Origin of the sequence: Flavobacterium sediminis (genome assembly GCF_003148385.1) — a bacterium.
Taxonomy (GTDB): Bacteria; Bacteroidota; Bacteroidia; order Flavobacteriales; family Flavobacteriaceae; genus Flavobacterium; species Flavobacterium sediminis.
In genome coordinates this window covers 2,402,032-2,426,516 of record NZ_CP029463.1, presented here as the reverse complement: position 1 = coordinate 2,426,516, position 24,485 = coordinate 2,402,032, and the positions used below count along the sequence as shown (strand labels likewise).

25 protein-coding genes, 1 tRNA gene, 1 pseudogene and 1 riboswitch are annotated in these 24,485 nt (G+C 34.5%); of the genes and pseudogenes, 12 read left to right on the top strand and 15 right to left on the bottom strand.

Annotation, left to right across the window (positions count from 1 at the left end; translation table 11 throughout):
- Positions 1-103: 103 nt before the first annotated feature.
- Positions 104-1,228, bottom strand: coding sequence for a molecular chaperone DnaJ (gene dnaJ, locus DI487_RS11185; protein WP_109569721.1), 1,125 nt, complete (start codon positions 1,226-1,228; stop codon positions 104-106).
- Positions 1,229-1,283: 55 nt separating this feature from the next.
- Positions 1,284-1,832: a nucleotide exchange factor GrpE gene (locus DI487_RS11180; RefSeq protein WP_109569720.1), complete on the bottom strand. Its 549-nt coding sequence runs from the start codon at positions 1,830-1,832 to the stop codon at positions 1,284-1,286.
- Positions 1,833-1,989: 157 nt separating this feature from the next.
- Here DI487_RS11180 and DI487_RS11175 point away from each other — a divergent pair, with 157 nt between their 5' ends.
- On the top strand, positions 1,990-2,655 hold the full coding sequence (locus tag DI487_RS11175) for a YceI family protein (RefSeq protein WP_109569719.1): 666 nt from the start codon (positions 1,990-1,992) through the stop codon (positions 2,653-2,655).
- A 44-nt stretch (positions 2,656-2,699) separates the two neighbouring features.
- Here the strand turns inward: DI487_RS11175 and DI487_RS11170 are convergent, their stop codons facing one another.
- Entirely contained in the window at positions 2,700-3,605 is a 906-nt protein-coding gene (locus DI487_RS11170) for a TIGR01777 family oxidoreductase (RefSeq protein ID WP_109569718.1), read from the bottom strand.
- Between the two features lie 137 nt (positions 3,606-3,742).
- Positions 3,743-4,198, bottom strand: a complete 456-nt coding sequence (locus tag DI487_RS11165) for a DUF4442 domain-containing protein (RefSeq protein ID WP_109569717.1) — start codon at positions 4,196-4,198, stop codon at positions 3,743-3,745.
- Positions 4,199-4,350: 152 nt separating this feature from the next.
- On the opposite strand from DI487_RS11165, the gene DI487_RS11160 reads away from it, so the two are divergent.
- The 5 genes from DI487_RS11160 to DI487_RS11140 all read left to right on the top strand — a co-directional run bounded on the left by DI487_RS11160 (position 4,351) and on the right by DI487_RS11140 (position 8,714).
- Positions 4,351-4,806, top strand: a complete 456-nt coding sequence (locus DI487_RS11160) for a DUF4870 domain-containing protein (RefSeq protein WP_109569716.1) — start codon at positions 4,351-4,353, stop codon at positions 4,804-4,806.
- A 104-nt stretch (positions 4,807-4,910) separates the two neighbouring features.
- The gene (locus tag DI487_RS11155) at positions 4,911-5,246 is read left to right on the top strand and encodes a PadR family transcriptional regulator (RefSeq protein WP_109569715.1); all 336 of its coding nucleotides are present in this window, start codon (positions 4,911-4,913) and stop codon (positions 5,244-5,246) included.
- A gap of 6 nt (positions 5,247-5,252) precedes the next feature.
- Positions 5,253-6,947, top strand: coding sequence for a PspC domain-containing protein (locus DI487_RS11150; protein WP_109569714.1), 1,695 nt, complete (start codon positions 5,253-5,255; stop codon positions 6,945-6,947).
- 29 nt (positions 6,948-6,976) lie between these two features.
- A complete protein-coding gene (locus DI487_RS11145; protein WP_109569713.1) occupies positions 6,977-7,717 on the top strand; it encodes a head GIN domain-containing protein in 741 nt (246 codons plus the stop codon).
- Between the two features lie 160 nt (positions 7,718-7,877).
- Entirely contained in the window at positions 7,878-8,714 is an 837-nt protein-coding gene (locus DI487_RS11140; protein ID WP_109569712.1) for a GIN domain-containing protein, read from the top strand.
- Positions 8,715-8,782: 68 nt separating this feature from the next.
- Here the strand turns inward: DI487_RS11140 and trxB are convergent, their stop codons facing one another.
- On the bottom strand, positions 8,783-9,730 hold the full coding sequence (trxB, locus tag DI487_RS11135) for a thioredoxin-disulfide reductase (RefSeq protein WP_109569711.1): 948 nt from the start codon (positions 9,728-9,730) through the stop codon (positions 8,783-8,785).
- Positions 9,731-9,884: 154 nt separating this feature from the next.
- Here trxB and DI487_RS11130 point away from each other — a divergent pair.
- Positions 9,885-9,959: transfer RNA gene (locus DI487_RS11130), tRNA-Pro, on the top strand.
- A gap of 57 nt (positions 9,960-10,016) precedes the next feature.
- Here the strand turns inward: DI487_RS11130 and hxpB are convergent.
- From hxpB to thiM, 6 genes and pseudogenes are all read right to left on the bottom strand, one after another.
- Positions 10,017-10,682, bottom strand: coding sequence for a hexitol phosphatase HxpB (gene hxpB, locus DI487_RS11125; protein WP_109569710.1), 666 nt, complete (start codon positions 10,680-10,682; stop codon positions 10,017-10,019).
- Between the two features lie 11 nt (positions 10,683-10,693).
- A complete protein-coding gene (locus DI487_RS11120) occupies positions 10,694-11,218 on the bottom strand; it encodes a DinB family protein (RefSeq protein WP_109569709.1) in 525 nt (174 codons plus the stop codon).
- A 27-nt stretch (positions 11,219-11,245) separates the two neighbouring features.
- A complete protein-coding gene (tenA, locus tag DI487_RS11115; RefSeq protein WP_109569708.1) occupies positions 11,246-11,899 on the bottom strand; it encodes a thiaminase II in 654 nt (217 codons plus the stop codon).
- Positions 11,886-12,718: pseudogene (gene thiD, locus DI487_RS11110) on the bottom strand (bifunctional hydroxymethylpyrimidine kinase/phosphomethylpyrimidine kinase). The gene tenA and the pseudogene thiD overlap by 14 nt, the downstream one beginning before the upstream one ends.
- Complete coding sequence (gene thiE / locus DI487_RS11105; protein WP_109569707.1) at positions 12,715-13,350, bottom strand: thiamine phosphate synthase; 636 nt, start codon at positions 13,348-13,350, stop codon at positions 12,715-12,717. The pseudogene thiD and the gene thiE overlap by 4 nt, the downstream one beginning before the upstream one ends.
- Complete coding sequence (gene thiM, locus DI487_RS11100) at positions 13,347-14,147, bottom strand: hydroxyethylthiazole kinase (RefSeq protein ID WP_179948678.1); 801 nt, start codon at positions 14,145-14,147, stop codon at positions 13,347-13,349. Before thiM ends, thiE begins: the two co-directional genes overlap by 4 nt.
- 78 nt (positions 14,148-14,225) lie before the next feature.
- Positions 14,226-14,318, bottom strand: a riboswitch (TPP riboswitch).
- Between the two features lie 816 nt (positions 14,319-15,134).
- Between thiM and DI487_RS11095 the strand changes: the two genes are divergently transcribed.
- The 5 genes from DI487_RS11095 (at position 15,135) to scpA (ending at position 20,601) form a co-directional block, all read left to right on the top strand.
- Positions 15,135-15,896, top strand: coding sequence for a hypothetical protein (locus tag DI487_RS11095; RefSeq protein WP_109569705.1), 762 nt, complete (start codon positions 15,135-15,137; stop codon positions 15,894-15,896).
- Positions 15,897-16,122: 226 nt separating this feature from the next.
- Entirely contained in the window at positions 16,123-16,731 is a 609-nt protein-coding gene (gene udk / locus DI487_RS11090) for a uridine kinase (RefSeq protein WP_109569704.1), read from the top strand.
- Positions 16,732-17,079 (top strand): FtsB family cell division protein, encoded by a 348-nt coding sequence (locus DI487_RS11085; RefSeq protein ID WP_245896359.1) that lies wholly within the window; start codon positions 16,732-16,734, stop codon positions 17,077-17,079. It abuts the gene before it with no gap.
- Positions 17,080-17,103: 24 nt separating this feature from the next.
- The gene (locus DI487_RS11080; protein ID WP_109569703.1) at positions 17,104-18,465 is read left to right on the top strand and encodes a methylmalonyl-CoA mutase subunit beta; all 1,362 of its coding nucleotides are present in this window, start codon (positions 17,104-17,106) and stop codon (positions 18,463-18,465) included.
- 6 nt (positions 18,466-18,471) lie between these two features.
- Positions 18,472-20,601 carry a methylmalonyl-CoA mutase gene (gene scpA / locus DI487_RS11075; RefSeq protein WP_109569702.1) on the top strand — a complete coding sequence of 710 codons (2,130 nt, stop codon included), beginning with the start codon at positions 18,472-18,474 and terminating at the stop codon, positions 20,599-20,601.
- A 46-nt stretch (positions 20,602-20,647) separates the two neighbouring features.
- Here scpA and DI487_RS11070 read toward each other — a convergent pair whose 3' ends face one another.
- The 4 genes from DI487_RS11070 to DI487_RS11055 form a co-directional block, all read right to left on the bottom strand.
- Positions 20,648-21,550, bottom strand: a complete 903-nt coding sequence (locus DI487_RS11070) for a phytanoyl-CoA dioxygenase family protein (RefSeq protein ID WP_109569701.1) — start codon at positions 21,548-21,550, stop codon at positions 20,648-20,650.
- Positions 21,551-21,690: 140 nt separating this feature from the next.
- Positions 21,691-22,431, bottom strand: a complete 741-nt coding sequence (locus DI487_RS11065) for a DUF6602 domain-containing protein (protein WP_146193452.1) — start codon at positions 22,429-22,431, stop codon at positions 21,691-21,693.
- The gene (locus DI487_RS11060) at positions 22,424-22,882 is read right to left on the bottom strand and encodes a Mov34/MPN/PAD-1 family protein (protein WP_109569699.1); all 459 of its coding nucleotides are present in this window, start codon (positions 22,880-22,882) and stop codon (positions 22,424-22,426) included. Before DI487_RS11060 ends, DI487_RS11065 begins: the two co-directional genes overlap by 8 nt.
- A gap of 3 nt (positions 22,883-22,885) precedes the next feature.
- Positions 22,886-24,484: a ThiF family adenylyltransferase gene (locus DI487_RS11055; RefSeq protein ID WP_109569698.1), complete on the bottom strand. Its 1,599-nt coding sequence runs from the start codon at positions 24,482-24,484 to the stop codon at positions 22,886-22,888.
- Position 24,485 lies beyond the last annotated feature (1 nt).

Here is a 24,485-nt window from a genome sequence, read left to right as displayed (position 1 = left end):
AAAAAAACCCATCCTATTTTTAGGCAGGATGGGAAAAATTGCTATGAAAAAGAAAATTCACTTTATAATAAAGTGAGGTTCAAATGTATATATTTTTATTTAATTATGAAAACATATCTTTTACTTTTTCAAAAAAAGATTTGTCTGATTTTTCAGGCTTTGGTTTAAAGTTTTCGTCGCTTAACATTTTTTCAAAAAACTCTTTTTGTTCTTTGTTTAATGATTTCGGAGTCCAGACATTGACATGGACAAGTAAATCTCCGTTGCCGTATCCGTTTAAGCTAGGCACTCCTTTTCCCTTCAATCTTAAGATTTTTCCGGATTGAATACCGTCTTCCAGTTTAATTCGTACACGACCTCCGACTGTTTCAATTTCCTTAGAAGCACCTAAAGCAGCTTCCGGATAGCTGATATACAGATCATAATGAAGATTTTCTCCTTCACGTTTTAAAAATTCATGTTCTTGTTCTTCTATCGCAACAATCAAATCTCCCGGAATACTATTACTTCCCGGTGCTTCATTTCCTTTTCCGGAAACTTTTAACTGCATTCCGTCTACCACACCTGCCGGAATTTTTATAGAAACCGTATCGTCTTCCATTACCATACCGTATGCATCAGCACCTGATGGTTTTTGGTCTAATATCTGACCGGAACCCTGGCAAGTCGTACATGTTGTAGCAGTTTGCATTCTTCCTAAAATCGTATTTGCTATTTTAGTTATCTGTCCGGAACCATGACAGGTAGGACAGGTTTTATACGTTACTCCTTTGGCCTGAACTTTTCGTTTTACTTTTACTTTTTTCTCAACTCCGTTAACAATTTCTTCAAGTGTTAATTTCACTTTGATTCTCAAGTTACTTCCCTTTACACGGCGTTGACCACCTCCGGAAAATCCGCCACCGAATCCCGAGAAACCGCCACCAAAAGCACTTCCAAAAATATCTCCGAACTGGCTGAAGATATCATCCATATTCATGTGTCCTCCGCCAAAATCTCCTGCACCGTCAAATGCGGCATGACCATACTGGTCGTAACGTGCTTTTTTGTCAGGATCACTCAATATCTCATAAGCTTCTGCTGCCAATTTAAAATTTTCTTCCGCCTCTTTGTCACCCGGGTTTTTATCCGGATGATACTGAATGGCTTTTTTTCTGTAGGCTTTTTTAATTTCTTCTACTGTAGAAGTTTTGCTGATCTCTAATATTTCGTAATAGTCCTTTTTCATTTTTACTAACCTTAATAATCAAGTCTTAAGCTTTTAACTCTCAAGTCCTGTTAATTTACATTCCGATCACTACTTTTGGAAAACGAATAATTTTGTCTCCTAACTTATATCCTTTTTCCACTACATCTACTACCTTCCCTTTTAAATCATCAGAAGGAGCCGGAATTTGAGTTATTGCTTCTGCGAAATCAGCATTAAAATCATCACCCGTTTTAATATCTACCAGTTCTAAACCTTTAGATGCCAACGTATTTTTTAACTTTTCATGAATCAATTCCACACCTTTTATCAAAGCCTCATCTTCTGAATTCGATATCTGAGCCCAAGCTCTGTCAAAATCATCTAAAACAGGTAACATAGCTTGTAAAACTTCCTGATTAGCCGTTTTAAACAAATCTATTCGTTCCTTACCGGTTCTCTTTTTATAGTTCTCAAATTCAGCAAATAAGCGTAAAAATTTATCTTTTTCTTTTGCCAGATCTTCCTCTAATTTTTCCTCAGCAGTCATTTGAGGGTCTTGAATTTCCTGATTATCCGATTGATCGTTTGTGTCTTCGTTTCGGATGGCATCTTTTTCAACATTTTCAGTACCTTCTTGATTCATATCTCTGTATATTATTTTAAACTTTTTATTGTGAGTAGCAAATGTATTGCCAATTCATTAAAAATGTCAAATTGACAGCTTTTTATTTAAACACATTCTAAATTTAAAAGAATTTTAGTATTTTTGAGAGAAACTAATTCTAAAAACTATATAAATTATGAAAAAAATCCTTTTAAGTTTGTCTTTAGTAGCTTTCATTGGTCTGAATAGCTGCAAAAAAGAAGAGAAAGCAGAAATGCCTAGTGAAACGGTTACCGTTGAAGAAGCTGTTGATAGCCTTGGTAATTATAAAATAGATGCTGCTGCATCAGTTATTAACTGGACCGGATCTAAACCAACCGGAAAGCATACCGGAACTATTTCATTGAAGGATGGCGGATTTACCATTACTGACGGCAAAATAGAAAGTGGTAATTTCAGTATTGACATGACTTCTATCAATGTTACGGATCTGGAAGGTGACGACAAAATGAAACTGGAAACACACTTAAAAGGTTTAGGTGATAAAGAAACTGAGGATCACTTCTTCAATACTGCAAAATATCCTGACAGTCATTTTAAAATACTTAGCACTGAAGAGGCTAACGGAGCTTATTTTGTAAAAGGGATCTTAACCATGAAAGGAATCTCTAAACCTGTTGAGTTCCCTGCTGAAATCACTATCAATGATTCTGACGTAACTTTACACTCTGATCCTTTTAAGATCAACAGAACACTTTGGGGTGTTAATTATGCTTCTAAATCTATTTTTGACGATCTGAAAGATAAATTTGTCGATGACGATATTGAACTTGAAGTTACAGTAAAAGCTCATAAAAAATAAAGCCTTTGCTATATGATAAAAAAATCCCGATTTCTCGGGATTTTTTATTGTAATATATCTTGTAATGCTTTATCTAAATTAGAATATTTGAATTGGAATCCCTCGTCTAATATCTTACGGGCACTTACGTGCTGACTTGAATACAATAGTTCGTGCATTTCCCCTAAAAGCAACTTCATGGCCATTTTAGGAATCCCCGGTAAAAAAAGCGGTTTGTCTAATGTTTGCGCTATGGATTTAACCAACACTTCATTCGTTACCGGATAAGGGGATACACCATTATAAATTCCCTCCAGTTCATTATCCATTATAAAAGAGAATATGCGAGCCAAATCTTTTATATGTATCCATGATTGATATTGTTTTCCCGATCCGAATGTTGCGCCTAATCCTAATTTAATCGGCTTAAGCATTTCTGTTAAAGCTCCTCCGTCAGGTGCTAGTACCAATCCGATTCTAACAAAACTGACTCTTATGCCTAATTTAGCAAAGTTTTTTACCTCATCCTCCCATTTTGCTACTACACATCCCAAAAAACTGTTATCAATCTGGTTGGATTCTTCTGTATAAATAGTCGTTTCACTGCTAGGATAAACTCCGATTGCAGAAGCAGAAATAATCTGTTTTATATCAAAAGAGTCTTTTAAAAGTGACTGATAGAGCAAGCGTGTTGATAACACACGACTCTCAATGATTTCCTGTTTGTATGCCGGTGTCCATTTTTTAGATACAGTGGCTCCTGCTAAATTGATAAGACATTCTACTTCTTCAAAGGCATCTAAGTCAATTTCACCTTTATCCGGATTCCAGTAAAAACCTTGATAATTTTCTTCTTTAATCAGTTTTGATTTACTGGAGGTTAAATAATTGACTTTTACCCCTCTCTGCAGTAGTAATTTTACCAATTCACTTCCTATTAAGCCAGTAGCTCCTGTAATTAACACTTTCATGTTTTCAGTCTTTACAAACTACAATTGAATTTTTTGTAGTTTTTTGGTTACTACAAATTTACAAACAAAATAGGCTTTCAGACGGAAATTAACTTTTGTTAACAGATCAAGCATCCGGTCCAAATTAGCGTGTGAAATCAGTTTCTAACCTTAATGGTCCATTCAAACTGCATTTCAGAAACCTGTTCTCCTTTTTCATTCACACCTTTTGAGGTTAGCCAAACCGTTTGTCCTTCTTTAGTTGCTATTGCTTTTTCTATGGTTTCTTTTATTCTATTTCCTTCAGTACAAGTAAATGTGATTCTGCCTGTCGCTTTCTTAGTAAATAGTGCTTTGTTTTGCGCTACAAGCATAGAAATACTTTTGCCGCTTTTCTGAATCTGATACATTACTAAAGCTCCGGTAGTGAATTCAGCGGCCATTGCCTGTACTGCGAAATACATTGAACGAAACGGATTTTGATTGAACCATTTATACTTCACCGTTACACTACATTGCTCCGGTTGGATTGCTTTTACTCTTACTCCGCTCCAATAAGCTGAAGGTAGTTTAAAAAACATAAAAGCGTTTAATTTAGAAGGTGTGAATTTCATTTTTGATTTTATTTTTTGTAAAAATACAAAAAATACTATGCGTTCATAATATTTTTATATTTGTTAAATTTTTGTTAATTTAAGGTACTATGCGTAACATAATACCTTCTTTTAGACTTATCTTTGTATAAGAAATTATTAGTTATAGTAAAATGGCAACTTCAAACGAAAAAAACACATCCACTCTTTTACAATTAAGCTTACTGAGCCAATATTGTATTCCTTTCGGAAATTTTATATTTCCTTTATTAATATGGTCCTCTAAAAGACAAGAATCTCAATTTGTAGATAAACATGGTAAACAAGCTTTAAATTTTCAATTAAGTATTCTGCTGTATTCTTTAATCTTTGTTTTAATTGCAATACCTACAGCTGTCTTTTGGTTATACAATTTACTTAAAACTGTTGATTTTAACGAACATCACATTGAGATCAATAATTTAATTAGCAGCCAAAATATATCAGGATTAATTATACTGGGGTTAGTTGCAATATTATTAACTGCCATAATCAAAATATTTGAATTCATTCTAATCATTTATGCTGCTTATAAAGCGGCAAACGGACAAGAAGTTTCTTATCCATTAACTATAAAATTTATTAAGTAAACGTTTCAATCATCAATCAAATCAATCAAAAAAATGAACAGTTTAATGCATGCTGATATCCACAAAAAAATGCTGTGGGTTTCAGTTAAAAACCTTAAAAAATCATGAACATCGAGAACACTAAGGCACAGATGCGCAAAGGAATTCTAGAATTTTGTATCTTATCTGTTTTAAAAGAAAAAGATGCTTATACTTCAGAAATTCTGGAAACCCTTAAAGAAGCAAAGCTCCTTGTTGTGGAGGGTACCGTTTACCCTTTATTAACAAGGTTAAAAAACGATGGGCTTCTTAGCTATCGTTGGGAAGAATCAACATCGGGGCCTCCGAGAAAATACTACGGGCTTACCGATGAAGGAAAAGAATTTTTAAAAGAACTAAACAACACTTGGGTCGAACTATCAGATGCCGTAAACATCATCACTGGAAACAGTCAAAACTAAAAAGTCATGAACAAAACAATCAGCATAAATTTAGGCGGTTTTTTCTTTCATATAGATGAGAATGCCTATCAAACACTAACTCGCTATTTTGACGCCGTTAAGCGTTCTCTTTCGCCGGAAGGCAGAGATGAGATCATTAACGATATAGAGAGCCGTATTGCCGAACTTTTTCAAGAACGCCTAAAAAGTGAAAAACAAGTGGTAGGCATCACTGAAGTTGAAGAGGTAATTGCTATTATGGGACAACCGGAAGATTATTTAATCGACGAAGAACCAAGCTACAATCAGAAATCAACAACATATTCCAAATCTACATCTCGTACCAGAAGATTGTACAGAGACCGTGACAACTCTATTTTAGGAGGTGTAGCTGCCGGGTTCGGACATTATTTTGGTATTGATCCGCTTTGGGTGCGTATCTTGTTCATAATTTCTCCGTTTATCAGTTTCGGTACATCCGTATTGATCTATTTAGTATTATGGATCTTAATACCGGAAGCTGTTACTACAGCACAGAAATTAGAAATGAGAGGCGAACCTATTAATATCTCTAATATCGAAAAAAAGGTAAAGGAAGGTATTGGTGAGATTTCAGATAAAATCAATAATCTGGATTCTGAAAAGATCACCAATACTGCAAAATCGGGAGCCAACCAGATTGGAAAGACTTTAGGTGATGTTTTTATGGCTATTTTTAAATTTCTGGCCAAATTCATCGGAGCCTTTATTATTCTTTTTGCTTCAATGACCTTACTTGGTGTGATCATTGGTTCTGTGGTTATGATTTTCACTTCATCAATGCCAGACACCTTTATTTTCAACCATATAGAAACACCTTTTGATTTTGAAGTACCGCTCTGGATCCAAGGTATCTTATTACTATTTAGTGTGGGTATTCCTTTCTTGGCTTTACTCCTGCTAGGTTTAAAACTTTTGGTAACCAATATGAAGCCGATCGGTAACTATTTTAAATATACGCTTTTAGCTGTATGGTTGCTTTCAATTATTGGAGTCGTTTATTTCGGCTTAAAACAGGCTACTGCCATCGGTTATGACGGTAAATCAGTTCAAAAAGAAGAATTCTTTTTAGAACCTCAGGACACCTTATATGTAAAAATGAGCTATGACGATTATTTCACAAAAAGCGTCTACGAACATGAAAGAGCTAAATATACTCATGATGCCAACAATAATGAGATCATTTTTTCAACAAAGGTTAGAGTACATTTCCTGATTTCTGAAACTGACCAACCTTACATACAAATTGAAAAATCAGCAACCGGTAAATCGCATAAAGATGCAAAGGATCGCTCTGACAATATAAACTATCATTTTGAAATTCAAAAAAATAAGATTAATTTAGACAACTATTTTACAACGGATTTCAAGAACAAGTTTCGGGATCAAGAAGTAAATGTTTACCTCTATTTACCTAAAGGCGTACATATTAAACCTGATAAAAGCATTCAGGATTTTGATTGGTCTGACAATAAAATCTTTGATTTGCATCATAACTCTGATGAGTATATTTATCAGGTAGCCGATGACGAGATCGTCTGTCTGGATTGTCCTTCTGACGAAGATGACTTTGATTTCGACGAAATTACAGATACTATTAACGAAAATGTTTCCTTAAAGATCAATAATAAAGAGTTGAACATTAACGTTAAAAAAGATGAAATCAACATTAAAACCAAATAACATCACACCACAACTATAAAATAAAAATCATGCTTAAAATCATTGTAGAATTTACAAAAGTTATCATCCTGATACTTATCGGGATCTTGATGAATTCGTGCACTAAGTTCAATTCCAATTTCCAATCTGTAAGCGGAAACGGAAATGTTGTAACTGTAAACAGAACTATCACAGAACCTTTTACTGCAATAAAAGCAAAAACAGGTTTACAGGTAATTGTTAAACAAAGTCCGGATCAGAGCATAACTATTGAAGCAGACGAAAACTTACAGGATCATATTTTCACAGAAGTAAAAGAAGGCTACTTGGAAGTATATTCAGATGCTAATATCCGTAAAAGCTCCGCCAAAAAAGTTTATATCACATTACCTGAACTTACTGAATTATCATCGTCTAGCGGAGCCAATGTGACTTCAGCAAATACTTTTCACTGTAAAACTGTAGATTTTGATTCCAGCAGCGGTAGCAGCCTTACTTTTTCCGTTGAAGCTCAAAAAATAGATTGTGAGAGCAGTAGCGGAAGTACTATGAAACTAAACGGACAAACAGTTTCTCTTGAAACGGATTCTTCCAGCGGAAGCAGTATGAATCTTGAAAACCTTGTTGCTCAAAATGTTGATTCCGAAGCTTCAAGCGGAAGCTCTACTCATGTAAATCCAACTGAAAACCTGAAAGCTGATGCCTCAAGCGGTGCTTCCATCACGTATGTGAGCCAACCTAAAAGGATCACGACAGATAAAAGCTCGGGAGGCAGTGTCAGCCTGCAATAAGTTTCACCAAAAGCAAAGTATAAACATCGGTTTTTACCGATGTTTTTTTATACAAAAAATTATATCATATTTTTGGTTCACCGATCTTTTTTGTGTAGGTTTGTTTGCAAAGATTCCATTTGGAACAGTATTTGTAATAGATTGACCAAATCCAACAAAAATGAAGAGATCAGCAGTACTTACCCTATTAGTTTTCAGTGTTACTTTTTTAACTCAGGCACAAAAGAAAGAAAAAGTAAAAGGTTCAAAAATTGTCACACATACTATTAATGAAATAGAAAATTTCGAAAATATTGAAATAGACGATAACTTAGAAGTCTATTTAGTAAAAGGTGACAAACCTTCCGTTGAAATTGAAGCTGATGATAATCTTCATGACGCCATTAACTTTTCAGTTGCAAGCAACACATTGAAAGTATATAGTTTGAAACATGTTATCAGTGCCAAAAAATTTTCTATCCGAATCAATTACACTAACGATCTGAAACTGGTTGTTGCAAAAGGAGAAACTGTAATCAACGCACTAAATGAGTTACAAGGTGAAAACGTAACCGTTAAAAACTACGGCAAATCCCGTTCTTACCTTAATGTAAATTCTACCTATTTCACTCTTATCCTAAGTGATAAATCCGAAGCAGAACTTAATGTTAAAGCACAAAGCACTACCTTAGAATTAAGCAACAATGCTGAACTAAAAGCTTTAATTGCTTCTCCGGAATTCAAATTAGACATGTATGAAAATAGTGAAGCTGAAATAGAAGGAGATGCAGCACAAGCAAAAATAAGACTTGACAACAGTGCTTCTTTAACTTCTGATAATCTTACCTTAAAACAACTGGATCTTACAGTTGAAGGATATGTTAAAACTCGTGTCAATGTTATTGACCAAATTACCATTTCAGCATCAGGAAAAGCAGAAATTGAATTATACGGTCAACCTAAAATTGAAATGGTGCAATTTACCAATAATGCTACTTTGTATAAAAAAGAAAAATAGTGATACTATCTTCATAAAAAAAATCCAGCTATATGCTGGATTCTTTGTTTATAAATTTCAGATTAACTTTACTCTTTAGAAGCTAAATAACGCTCAGCATCCAGTGCTGCCATACATCCTGTTCCGGCTGCAGTAATTGCTTGTCTGTAAACATGATCAGCGGCATCACCGGCAACAAACACCCCAGGAACATTTGTTTTTGTACTTCCGCATTCATTAACAATATATCCCGTTTCGTCTAATTTTAAATAATCAGCAAAAATATCTGTATTAGGTTTGTGTCCAATAGCTACAAAGAAACCTGTTGCCGTAATTTCAGTTATGTTTCCGGAAGCTCTGTTCTTTGCTTTAACTCCGGTTACAACATTACCATCCCCCAAAACCTCTTCTGTTTCTGTATTCAATAAAATTTCAATATTCTCTGTTTTGCGAACGCGCTCTTCCATAATTCTGGAAGCTCTGAATTTATCACTTCTAACCAACATGGTTACTTTTTTACAAATTTTCGATAAATAATGAGCTTCTTCACAAGCACTATCCCCTGCTCCAACGATCACTACTTCCTGATTTCTATAGAAAAAACCATCACAAACCGCACAAGCAGAAACACCACCTCCGAGTTGCAAATAATGTTGTTCTGACGGTAAACCTAAATACTTTGCAGATGCTCCTGTAGAAATGATTACCGTATCAGCATGGATCTCTGTTGTTTCATTAACCCAAATTTTATGCGGAGCAGCCGAAAAATCAACTTTAGTAACCCAGCCGTCACGAATATCTGTTCCGAAACGTTTAGCCTGAGCCTGTAATTGAATCATCATTTCCGGTCCCGAAATTCCATCCGGATACCCCGGGAAATTTTCTACATCATTAGTTGTGGTCAACTGTCCTCCCGGCTGTTGCCCTTGGTATAACACCGGATTCATATTAGCTCTCGCCGCATAAATAGCGGCTGTATAACCTGCAGGACCTGAACCTATTATTAAGCATTTTACTTTTTCTATTGTATCAGCCATAATTCATTTTTTTATTAGAGAAGCAAATTTAAACTATTCGAAAGAAAAATTCCTTAAAATTTGATTAGAATTCATTATGATAAAATAAATTGATTTTATTTCAAAAAACATTTTGTAAATTAAAAATTAGCTATATATTTGCACTCACAATTTTCGGGGTGTAGCGTAGCCCGGTCATCGCGCCTGGTTTGGGACCAGGAGGTCGCAGGTTCGAATCCTGCCACCCCGACGAAAATCAATTAAAGCCTTGTAAATTGCATGATTTACAAGGCTTTTGGTTTTTAGACTATCGTAAGAACTGAATTATTATGGTCACCTTATCCTCTTCAAAACTATTGATACTACAATCTGCTATTTCAAAGGTTACGTTCCTATTTCCATTTGTGAAAGCAGCAACTGACATTCCTGCATTCTTGGCAGCAAGCATTCCCGAATATGAATCTTCAATAACGAAACAGTTCTTAGGTTTTACGCCTAATTTTTTAGCTGTGGTAATATAAATTGCGGGATCCGGCTTTCCGTTTTTTTCAAATTCTGCCGAAGAAATGGTATCAAATAAATGTGTGATTTTTAACTTTTCTAAAACAATTGGAATAATTGCATAAGGTGAATTGGTTGCTAATCCAATTTTATAATTTTCAGATTTTAACCTCTCAATAAAAACTTTCACCCCTTTTATTAAACACGTTTCTGATTGAATTAGTTCAACAACCCTTGATACAACCCTTTGCTCCACTTCCTGTAAACTCGTTTGTTGCCAGGGAAACTTTTCATACCAAAATTGAGTAACTTCAGCAGTTGTCATCGATTGGGTTATTTTAGTGTATGCTTCACTTACCTTCACTCCGAGCGACGAAAAAACTTCTTCTTCTGCTTGTTTCCAAATATTTTCGGTATCAATTATAACTCCATCCATATCAAAAATCACGGCTTTGTTGTCTTTACGATTCATCTTGTCCGGTTTTATTTTTTCAAAATACCCAAATATGCTTCCCAAGGACCAACTTCTTTAACATATTGTTTTGCCATGACACGTGAAATTTGGGCTATGTGGCCTAAATCATGCACTGCCCAAGTAGCTAATAATTGTTGAAGACTTACTTCTCCTAATTCCGGATGGACTCCGATACGGCTTAAGTCTCTTTCTGTGATATGTAAAGAAGCTAACTCAGCTAGATTCTTCTTTCTCAAGTTTTTGAATTCTAAAATTATTTTTTCTATCGGTAGATTTTGTTCTTCTTTTAACTGAGCAAACCGGTCAAATGATTTAAAAAGTTTGTTTTCCGATTCACTTAAAATTATATTGATACGTACCATCCAATCTGTTTTTTCACCGTGGATCAAATGCCCGAGAACATCATACGGACTCCAGGTATCTTTCCCTTCGTTATTTTCTACCCACTCTTTAGATAGCCTGAGTAGGTAGGATTCTATTACAAAAGGAGTTGTTTCTAATATTTCGATTGTTTGTTTTAAACTAAATTCCATTATTATTCAATTTTTTGAAGTTGTTACTTACGATTCCCACCGCTTCATTTTATAAGCGGCATCCCAAAACTGATATTCCATACGAGATGCTGTAATAAAGGCTTCGGTCATCTTTTGTCTAATTGCAGGAGTCGTATTTTGAGCAGCTCTATCGCAAATTGCTACCGCCTTGTTTACAGCTTCAGTAAAATCTTCTCCACCATACGTTGCAATCCACTTCTCAAAAGGGTTATTAGAAGATTGGTAGCGGGCATGGATATATTCTCCCACATTTTTATAAATCCAAAAGCATGGTAATGTTGCAGCCATAGCCACTTCAACTGTTTCAAAAGCGGCGGTACTTTTTAAGAAATGAGTATAATGATGGCACGCAGGCTGAATAATTCCTTTATCGGATACCCTGAAATCTTTAAAATAGGATTCGTGCAATGCGTTTTCTACCACAATGGCATTTTCTGCAAACCGTATATATGCTAACGTATCGTTAATATGATAGGCTTTGGCTCCGATAAGAGCAAGAGCTCTTCCGAAATGTTCCAGATATAAAGAATCTTGTAACATATAAAACTGAAATTTATGCATAGGAAGGCTACCGTCTGATAACTCTTCAATAAAAGGCATTTTGAGAATAGATTCATAAATTCCGTCAATAGATAGCCAAGTTTTTTCAGACCATTTCATTTTTAATAAGTTTTTTGGGATTAAAAAAGTGATTTAAAGGGCCGTTTCCTTTTCCGGTTTGTGTATCGGCGCCATATTTTATAGCATTATACACATATTGCTGACCAAGTTCCACAGCCTCATACATATTTTTCTCTAAAGCCAGAAATGCAGCTATGGCGGAAGACAAAGTACAACCTGAACCGTGTGTATTGCGGGTTTCAATTTTATTAAATTCAAAGGAATGATAATTATTTTCCCCATCTAACAACAACGAAGTAATAATTGTTGTTTTTTGATGACCTCCTTTCAACAAGATATTTTTACACCCCATTTTTTTGATACGCTCTACAGCCAACTGCATATCGTCTAAGGTCTCTACTTCCATCTGAGCAAGAATAGCTGCCTCATCCATATTAGGAGTAATAATATCTGCAATGGGCAATAGCTTTTCAATAATAACGTTAATCGTCTCTTCCTCGATAAGGCGATGACCACTGGTAGCCACCATTACAGGATCGAACACGACAGGAATTTGACTATGTTTTTGCAATGTTTGCACAATAACATCAACCAGTTCCGGGTATGTACCATACCTATTTTTATGGCATTGGGAACAATATCTTCCATAACGGTTTCGAGCTGTTCGGCTACCGCTTTTATAGGAATAGGAAATATATTTTTTACACCTTGTGTGTTCTGTACAGGTAATGCAGTTAAAACAGAGGTCGCATAACAGCCTAAAGCTGAGATGGTCTTAATATCCGCCTGAATTCCCGCACCACCACCACCGTCAAAACCTGCAATGGTTAATACGGAAGGGTATTGATATTTTTTCATTTTAAAATTTCATTTTTTAATTCATATGCTGCTTTTTGAGGGTCGGTTGCACCACATATCGCAGAAACCACTGCAATACAATCTGCTCCGGCATTTATTACAGATTTTACATTATGTCGATGGAGATTGCCTATGGCAACCAAAGGTTTATCTGTAAGCTTTCTTATCGTTCTGATTCCCTCAAGTCCCCATTCAGTAATGGTATCGGTTTTCGTCGATGTTTTAAAAACGGGACTAATACCCAAATAATCAGCAACGACCGTTTGTTCATTTTCCAATTGATCAATAGATTCTATGGAATAACCTATTTGTTTGATGTTACACCATTGTTTTTTAACCTCAACAGGGGCAATATCTGTATTTCCTACGTGTATGCCGGTAGCTTCTACTTTTTTTGCGACTTCAAAATTATCATTGATAATAAGAGGAATTTGATATTTATCGGTGATTTCTTTTAGTTGGAATGCCTTGCGAACAAATATATCCGTTTCATCATTCTTTTCCCTTAGTTGGATGATATCTACACCGCCCAAAATAGCCTGTTCTGCAACAGTAAGAAAATTTCGGTCGCTACAATCCGCTTGGGAAATAATTAAATAGAGTTTATATGGGAATGTGGATTGTTCTTTCATTCCATTGCAACTTTAAGGTATCCGCTAAATTCGGTTTCTGTTACAGCATATAATTTATCCAATAGATTCATTTGCAGACTTCCCGGTCCGGAAGACTGTTTTTCGGCGAGTTCACCCGCTATACCCAGTAAAGCCATAGCCGCGGTGGTTGCTTCTGTTTTGTTTTCTGTCACAGCAATAAAAGCAGCTGTTAAAGCTGAAGCGGTACATCCCAGTCCTGTCACTTTGGTCATCATAGGGTGACCATTCTTAATAAAGTAGATTTGCCCACTGTCATTCAAAATAATATCTGTTGCTCCTGAAATACAAACAATTGATCCATAATCATTTACTAAATCAAGAGCTGCCTGAACAGCTTCATTACTTAAAGCAATACTATCTACTCCTTTCGTGACAGATGAGTTCGATTTGGCAAGAGCTAATATTTCAGACGCATTCCCCCTAATTACCGTAGGGCGGTATTGTAATAGTTTTTGGAGGATTTCATTTCTATAAGGTGTTGCTCCGGCGCCTACAGGGTCGAGCACCCAAGGCTTGTTTAAAGTATGGGCTGCTTTCGCTGCTATCAACATCGCTTCAGACCAATATTCATCCAGCGTACCAATGTTAATTAATACAGCACTGGCAATACTTGCCATATCTTTAATTTCAGATTTTGCATGAGCCATTACAGGAGAAGCACCAACCGCAAGTAAAGCATTGGCCGTATTGTTCATCACCACATAGTTGGTAATATTGTGTATTAACGGAGATTGATCTTTTACTGATTGAATGTATTCCCAAAGTGTTTTTTCCATTGTTATAATCTATTTATGAGGTAAAAATAGCTTTAGGAAAAAACTGAAAACAAAAGAAAGAAACAACTTTTGTACAAGAAGTCTTTTTTTGCTTTTCCCTACGTCGGTGTAAGCCGTATCAGGTTCAAAGGGACTCTCTCAATTCTTTTCAGAATACCCCTAAAGCGAAGACAAATATACAAAATATTATTGTGTCACTTAACTAGCAAAACATCATCAAATGAGATTTAACATAATCAGACGAAGATTGGGATAACGTTATTATCTGAGAATCCTCTTTTAATCAATGTCTGACTTCTGGCAATCGCAATGTCAAATCAAGATCAGTTTTAGCATCAGTATAAGAGACATTAGAGTTTGATGTTTGTATTTCGTTTACCGTCGTATCGCTTTGCTTTATGCTCCTAAGTTGTGAATAATTTTAAGACAATATACGGATGCCTATTTTTGGCAACAAGCAAAAACATTTCAAGAAATGAAGTAACTTATAAAGTTACAACAAGACATTTAGTTACATTCAGATAAATAATACTATAATTCTGGAAATAACGGAGAGAATACTCATTTCAGTTTGAAAGAAAGTTCCAATAATCCAAAAGGGTATTTGGAACAGACAATAGATTTTTTCAGACAGGAGAAACTTTACTGGTATTCGAATCACTCTACTCCTGTAAAATAAAAACCACTTTGAAACCATACAATTAATCATTTGCTTTCTTCAGAATGTACACAACAATAAAAAACTTTCAGCAATGACGTTTTTTATTTATATTATTAGATCTTTTTCTAAAAAGCATAAAATTTTCTAAAAGAGAGGAGTGAATAATTTAAAAATACTCTTCAATGTCACTTTCAACCTAAAAAAAGGATACTTCAAATCTTTTTTCTAAAACAATTTCCTATGTTCTCTTAGTTTCGCTGACAATAATTAATTATTTGATTTAATCAACCTTTAAATAGTATTCCTATTTTAATTAAACTCAATAAATGAACTCACAAAACGATTTCTATAAGGTAAAAAAGCAGATCCTTTTTTTAATTATATATTCTGTATTTATTTCTTTGATTTTGATTTTTGGCCTATTTTTCAGAATCTATACTGATAAAAACCAAACCTTTAACGAAATAAGTGTAAAAAGAATAAACGTTTTAGAAAATGATGGAACTCTCAGAATGACCATATCTAATAAGGAAATGTCTCCTGCTCCCCTGTCGTATGGTAAACCTTTTGGTCTACAAGGAGGAAATAGAACAGGAATTATCTTTTTTAATGAAGAAGGAACAGAGGCAGGAGGACTTATTTTTGCCGGAAAAACAGATACTTTAAACAACAACTATGAAGCTTATGGTCATCTTTCTTTTGATCAATACAATCAAAACCAAGTCCTTTATTTACAATATTCAGATGAAAATGGAACAAAGAAAACCGGTTTGTATATAGATGATTGGCAAGAAAAGCCCATTTTTGCTGAATGGAATTCAAAATTCAAAGAAATAATAGAGTCTTCTTTAGAAGAAACTGAAAAAGAACAAGCCATCAAACAATTAATGGAGCCGACCGAGGGACATCCTGCATTTGCAAATCGGGTTTTCATAGGTAGAGATACTAATAAATCTGCAATACTAAACCTTTGCGACGGACAAGGGAATACAAGGCTTCAACTCTTAGTCGATTCATTAGGAAACGCAAAAATTAATTTTCTCAACAGTAAAGGAGAAATTGATTATAGCTTTCCTCCAGTAAATTAAAAGATCCCAACAACAATATAATTAATCATTTGCTTTCTACAGAGTGCTCCCAATAATAAAAGACTTTCAGTACTGAAAGTCTTTTATTATTTACACACTTTCTTCTTTGAATTCAATCTATATAGCACTTAGAACTATAATAATTTACCATAAAAAAATAAAAAGTAAAGCTTTATATTTTAGAATTAGTTATTTTTGCTTTGTATATAACAAATAAAAACACTGAATGTTAATTATTGGTATTGCCGGCGGAACCGGTAGTGGAAAAACTACTGTAGTTCACCAAATTATGAATGAATTACCGTCCACTGAAGTTGGAATTATTTCTCAGGATTCTTATTATAAAGAAACACACCACCTCTCTTATGAAGAGCGTACAAAAATTAATTTTGACCATCCGAGAGCAATTGATTTCGATTTATTAGTTCAACACTTAAAAGAGTTAAAAGCCGGAAAAACCATTGAACAGCCCGTGTATTCATTTGTAACACACGATCGTACAGATGATAGCATTGTAACACATCCCAGAAAAGTGATGATCGTTGAAGGCATCCTGATCTTAACCAACCCTGAATTGCGTGATATGTTCGATATCAAAGTATACGTTCATGCCGATTCAGACGAAAGACTGATCAGACGCCTAAAAAGAGATATTGCCGAAAGAGGAAGAGATATGGAAGAAGTTTTAAACCGCTACCAAACCACATTAAAACCAATGCACGAACAGTTCATTGAGCCCACTAAGGCTTTTGCCGATATCATTATTCCTAACGACAAATACAATACGGTTGCCATAGACGTTGTAAGAGCCGTAATCAAACAAAGAATCCATTAATTGAAAAAACTAAAGAACATAGTCAACCATTTTCCTTTCCTTAAATACTTAGGAAACAGATATGTTTTGGCCTCCGTTCTGTTCATTCTTTGGATACTGTTTCTGGATAACTACTCTTACCTTGAAAGCCGTGTTTTAGACAAACAGATTGAGGAATTAGAGGATAACATCAGCTATTACCAAAAAGAAATTACAAAAGACAGCATCAAAATTAAAAAATTAAAAAATGCTGATCAGATAGAAAAATACGCTCGCGAAAAATATTATATGAAAAGAGCGAATGAAGATGTTTACGTCATAGAATATGAAGATGATACCAACCCTAAAGACGACACATCTGATTTTTAACAGACAAACCAAGCTTAATTGATTATGGAAAGTGAAAAATTGTTTAACGAATTTAATGCCGTTTCTTCTAAAGAATGGAAGCAAAAAATTCAGTTTGAACTTAAAGGTGCCGACTACAACGAAACCCTCGTTTGGGAAAGTCCGGAAGGTATTAAAGTAAAACCGTTTTACCACGTTGACGAATTTGAAAATAACGTAACGGTTTCCACAGATGTAGCCGATTTTAAAATTCTGCAAAAAATCTTTGTTCACGATGTAAACAAAGCCAATGAAAAGGCCAAAGATACTTTGAACCGCGGAGCAGAAAGCATCCGTTTTTCAATTGAGAACGAAAATATCTCTTTAGAAGACTTATTTTCTGACCTGCCTAACGAAACTATTCTTTACTATTTTTATTTGCCTTTTCTCTCAAACGATTTCGTAACTAAAATCGAATCGTTCAGCAAGCAAAATAAATACCAGATCACACTTTTAATTGATAGCATCGGAGAACTGGCTAAAGAAGGAAACTGGTTTGAAAATCTGGAAAATGATTTTGCGAAATTAAATCAAATAGCCACAAAAAACAGCCTCCCTTTTTTAAACATTAATGCGGTAACGTATCAAAATGCCGGAGCCAATATTGTTCAGCAAATTGCGTACACTTTAGCTCATGTTAATGAATATTTTAACCGTATCGAAAATATCAATACCCCAATTACCATCGAAATTGCTGTAGGCTCTAATTACTTCTTTGAAATTGCAAAATTGAGAGCTTTGCGCATGTTGTTCAATATATTAGCTAAGGAATACAATCATACTTCTGATTGTCAAATCATTGCCACACCTACTAAACGAAACAAAACGTTATACGATTACAACGTTAATTTACTTCGTACTACAACCGAATGTATGTCAGCTATCTTAGGCGGAGCCAATGCTGTTAGTAATTTAGCCTACGATGCTCTTTACCACAAAGACAATGAATTTGGCGACAGAATTTCAAGAAACCAACTTTTAGTTCTAAAGAACGAAAGTTATTTTGACAAAGTGAACAATCCGGCTGACGGCGCCTACTATATTGAAACATTAACGGAACAATTAGCCGAAAAAGCTTTGGCTTTATTCAAAGATATTGAAGCAAACGGCGGTTTCATCACACAATTAATAGAAGGAACTATTCAGCGTAAAATTGCTGAAAGCGCTCAGAAAGAACAAGAATTATTTGAAAACGGAAAAGAAATTTTATTGGGAACCAATAAATATCCAAATAAGAATGACCAAATGAAAAACGATTTGGAACTATATCCGTTTGTAAAACAAAATCCGAGAAAAACATTGGTTACGCCAATCATTGAAAAACGATTGGCAGAAAAAATGGAACAAGAACGTTTATCTCAAGAATAATAGAACATGAGAAAAGACATACAACATATACAATTAATCAAAAGTGAAAAGGCAGAAGTTGTCAGTTCGAGCGGAGTCGAGAACTTCACAACTGCCGAAGGAATTGAAATAAAACCGACTTATTCTGAAGAAGATGTTCAAAGTTTAGAACACATTGGTTTTGTCGCAGGTTTTGCACCCAATCTTCGTGGTCCCTACGCTACCATGTACGTTCGCCGCCCGTGGACCATTCGTCAATACGCCGGATTTTCAACTGCCGAAGAAAGTAATGCTTTTTACAGAAGAAACTTAGCTGCCGGACAAAAAGGACTTTCCGTTGCTTTTGACTTAGCTACACACCGCGGTTACGATTCTGACCACGAGCGCGTAGTAGGGGATGTCGGTAAAGCAGGAGTAGCTATCGATTCTGTGGAAGATATGAAAATACTTTTTGACCAAATTCCTTTGGGAGAAATGTCGGTTTCCATGACCATGAACGGTGCCGTATTACCGATCATGGCTTTCTACATTGTAGCAGCGGAAGAACAAGGTGTAAAACCGGAATTACTTTCCGGAACGATTCAAAACGATATTTTAAAGGAGTTCATGGTGCGAAATACCTATATTTATCCACCTACTCCCTCCATGAAAATTATTGCCGATATTTTTGAATACACAAGCAAATTCATGCCCAAATTCAACTCGATCTCTATTTCTGGTTACCACATGCAAGAAGCCGGTGCTACAGCCGATATTGAATTGGCCTACACTTTAGCTGACGGTTTAGAATATGTAAGAACCGGATTAGCTGCCGGAATGAAAGTAGACGACTTTGCTCCTCGCCTTTCGTTTTTCTGGGCTATCGGCATGAACCATTTTATGGAAATTGCCAAAATGCGCGCCGGTCGTATGCTTTGGGCTAAATTATTAAAACAATTTGATCCGAAAAGTGAAAAATCTTTAGCCTTGCGTACACACTGCCAAACTTCAGGATGGAGTTTAACTGAGCAGGATCCGTTTAACAACGTGGCTCGTACGGCTATTGAAGCTGCTGCTGCTGCTTTTGGCGGAACACAATCATTACACACCAATGCGCTGGACGAAGCGATTGCTTTACCAACAGACTTCTCAGCTCGTATTGCCCGAAATACTCAGATTTATTTACAGGAAGAAACCAAAATTTGCAAAACGGTTGATCCTTGGGCCGGAAGCTATTACATTGAAAGCCTGACCGCTGAAATTGCTGAAAAAGCCTGGGCTTTAATTCAGGAAGTAGAAGAATTAGGCGGGATGACCAAAGCAATCGAAGCCGGGATCCCGAAATTACGCATTGAAGAAGCTGCTGCCCGTAAACAAGCTCGTATAGACAGCGGACAAGATATCATTGTGGGGGTAAACAAATACCGTTTAGAAAAAGAAGATCCTTTACATATTTTAGAAGTAGACAACCAGGTTGTTCGTAAACAACAAATTGAGCGTTTAGAACAAATTAAAGCGACTCGTGACAATGCAAAAGTAGCCAAATGTTTAGCCAAATTAACCGAATGTGCCAAAACAGGAAGCGGAAACTTATTAGACTTAGCAGTAGATGCAGCACGTAACAGAGCCACTTTAGGTGAAATTAGTGACGCATTAGAAACTGTTTTCGGAAGATACAAAGCACAAATCAGAAGTTTTAGCGGCGTGTATAGTAAAGAGATTAAAAACGATGAAAGCTTTGAAAAAGCAAAACAATTAGCAGATGAATTTGCTGCTAAAGAAGGTCGAAGACCTCGTATTATGATTGCCAAAATGGGACAGGACGGACACGACCGTGGCGCTAAAGTAGTGGCTACAGGTTATGCCGATGTCGGTTTTGACGTAGACATCGGACCATTGTTCCAAACACCGGCCGAGGCTGCTAAACAAGCTGTAGAAAACGACGTTCACGTTTTAGGCGTTTCTTCTCTGGCAGCGGGACACAAAACGTTAGTTCCGCAAGTAATTGAAGAATTGAAAAAATACGGACGTGAAGATATTATGGTAATTGTTGGTGGTGTCATTCCGGCACAGGATTATCAATATTTATTTGATACCGGTGCAGTAGCCGTTTTTGGTCCCGGAACAAAAATCAGCGATGCGGCCATTACTATTTTAGATATTTTAATGGAGGATTAAACTACTACTCTAATAAAAAAACCAGCATAATGCTGGTTTTTTTATTTTAAATCCACTCCGTAGGTTCTTTATAATTTTCTCCAAAATAAGTTACATATTGTACCATTCGAGGTTTTTTGCCATAATTCGGTGTTGCACAATGCGGTAAAGATTGGTCCCAGATTACCATATCCCCTGCTTCACCGGTAATAGCAATGGGTTGTAAAGTTTCTACGGCATAATCTCTCGGATGTTTCGTTTCAGGAATCTGTGTTAGCCAATCCCCTATTTTGTGTTGAAAACCCGGCACACAATGGAAAGCACCATCCATCGGACCACAATCAGAAAGATAAATTAATCCTTGTAATCGAAACGGTATGGGTTGCCGGAGGCTAACATCCCAATGCAGACTACTTCCTTTGAAAGAATAATTTGGTCTTAAAGGCGGATTGAAACTTATTTTATCAATGGTTTTATATATTTTTTCAGATTGATACAATTGTTCGTACGCTTTTTTAATGCGCGCTGATGATCTGTTTTTTTCCAATATCGGATGATCAAAAAAATTAACCATCAAACCTTTTTGCATAGGATGGGTTGCATACCAGGAATCCGGATTATCGGGTTGCATTCCTAAAAATTCCCAAATAATTTGTTGGGCGGATAAACAATCTTCTTTAGCAATAGCGTTCTTTAACACCAGATAGCCATTGGTCTCAAAAAATCGCAAATCACTTTCACTCAAAACCATTTCATCCTGTTCATCGACAGTAATAAGCATGGCTGCTTTTTTATGTATCCATTTTTCAAAATCCTCGGCAGAGGGCTTATCAAAATATAGATAGTGTAAAGCTTCATCTAATCCTATTCCATTCTTATACAAATACTCCATTTCCTGGGCCCAACTTGTTGTGGCTGTAGATTCTCCTTGTAAAATACGATTTCGGAATGAGGCTGATATAGGATTCATAGTTTGTATTATTATGTACCTATCAAAAATATGAAATTCTTATTTTATTTTCTTACAAAATTATTATTGGTGTTTTTATTTGAAAATTAATCTACTACTCTAATTGAAAAACACCAGCATAACGCTGGTGTTTTTTTATATTATTGAGAGTCTAATTGATCTATATATTTGTTTAAATCAATTGGTCTTACCGTTCCTAATTTTTGTAATTCTAATAAAAGCTTTAGGAAAAAAAATATTAAAGTTTCATTTGTACTACTAAAAGTAATTTTTCTTGTACTATCATAAACAAATGATTTATCATTCAAGACACAACCAATATTCATTTCTCTTTCATCTCTTAATGTCGCAAAACATTTACTAAATGGTTCAGATTCTTCTATTGAATCTGCCCAAGAATTTTCCAATGAGAGAAAACCGCCTAGTATATTAAACAACTTTGGAGCATTTTTAATCTCTCCTCTATCAACCACAGGAGCAGTGGTTCTATTTAAAACTCTAACACTTTTAACTTTATCTGCTGCATATTCTAAATTCGCTTTATTTATGTCTTGTTTTGCTTCAAATACTGCATAAACACTTTCAACTGGCAAATAAATCACTCCTTTCCTATTTAAAATAAAAGGAGTATATTGTTTATCATAAATTACTAAATCAATTGCATCACTTCTATTCCCTTCGAAATCTATAATTGTGGCTTTTGTAACAGAATACCTTTTCGGTAAGTATTTTTCAAAAAATTCTAACCATATATTTTCGCTCCCATCACCTTTGGTGGGTTCGTGAGGAGTATTTTCTCTTATCGATTCTAAATCAGCAATCATAGATTTCTGTAGACCAATAAAAAGACTTTTCATATTTATTTTTTCGTTTTCACTCATATTTATATATTTTTTTATTAAAAAAAACATTAAAACTATAATCTATTATCCCTTTCTTATCAAAACCAATAATTAACAAAACTGGGGTTTCAATATCTCCTTGGGCTATTTTTTTTAAAGCGTTGAAATCTGTTTGACTGTAACTTGAATTTGAATTTGGATGTGTGTGCCATTCACCTATATAATGTATACCTTCTTCTTCAAATATTTTAAAAAACAAACTCTTAGTTTCTTCATTAACGACATGTTTAAATGAAACCGGTGAATTTGAATACTCAAGTGCTGAAATATGTTTTACAATTATTGCAGTCTTTTTATCCTCAGAATATTTACCTAATAAGTAACCTCCAATTTCATTAGGATAATGAATTAATGCAATTTTATATAATTCATTTAAAAGATTGTGGTTATATTCTATCTCTAACCCAATTTTACTATTAGATTTTATCATAAACTAATCTTTTAATTTGATTGTATAATTCTCTCTCTCATTAACATCAAGCATAAAAGTTTTTAATTCTAACCCCTTTTTTAACTTGTAATCAATATTACTTAATGCAAAGTTCAATAGTGCATTAATATTATGAAAAGAAGCTTTAAAAGTTGGATTCCAACAACCTTGTGGATTAAACAAGTCATTTAAATCTTGATTAATCTCATTATAAATTTTAGAATTTGTTTGATAAACATTTCCATTTCCGATAATACAAACTAAATCATTTGCATTATTTGAAATAGACAAGGTTAATAATTGACTTTTAATAGGTAAATCATCAATAATTATATTTACATCATTACTAGCTGTACAATTGAAAATATAATCATATCTATCAAAAACCTCTAAATAATTTTTTTTTAATTCATCAGTTAATAGAGGTAAAATAACATTACGGTATTTTTTAATTTCTACAAAAGGAGAAATACTAGTTAATAAAAGTGCTAACTCGTCAACTTTGAAGCTTTCACCACTAAAAAAATTGTATTTAGCTCTACAAATATTTCCTATTTCTTTTATATCATGATCAAATAGACTTACATTTTTACATCCTCCTCTAACAAGTGATTCAGCCAAATTACTCCCTATTGCGCCAACACCTAAAACTAAAATTTTTGATTCTGTCAAACTATTATGCAGTTTTCCACGACCAAAGAAAATATCATATGAACTATCAACAGCTTTAGCCCAGATAATATCGCTATCAACTAAGTCACCTTTATAAACTGGTAAATTATAGTAATCAATTAATATTATTTCATAATTAATTTTATTATCATAAATAGGATACCCTAATAACAATACAAAAAACTTTCCTTCAATTAAATCTTTCTTTTCTAACTTCTTCTTTGAATCATTTATAAATTTTAAAAAACTAGCACTAAATAAAGTTTTAAAATCAGTCCATTTATTGAAAGAAAAATTCCTATGATAGACAGGCGCCTTTTCTAGAATAAGATAAATTCCTTTTAAAGAATTTTTAAAGTTACCATAGTAATTAGACCACAAAAATCTAATTTTTGAAAAATCATTTTGATTCTTTAAACCTTGAATTAAATAATTATTTTTTTCAGTTGAATAGCCCTTTGTATAATAAAAAAATCCAAAATCATCTTTTTTGGGTGTAAAATCTGAATCACAAAACAAAAAAACATTCTTTTCATTTAGCTTACTATAAAATGGATATTCAAAATGCTTATCATCCATTTCTAATTCATAATACTCATGAAACCATTCCAAAAGTGCTTTTATATCATTATCTAATTTATATTCTAAATCTGGAGAAGATAGTGAATGAAAACAAACTGAACCATCTGGATTTATATGTGAATATTTTTTTAAATCAACATTTGTAAAGGAAATAGACTCTGAATTTCCTAATTTCAAAGGGTAAATAGCTTCAACTCTTACATCAAATAAAACATTTGATTTAACATCTGAAATTAACTCTATTTTCCCGATGATAAAACTATCTACGACCTCAAAGCCTTCTCTGACTATGAGGTTATAGATATCTTTTTTAAAAGTTTCATCAATAATCCTTAACCTATTATCCATT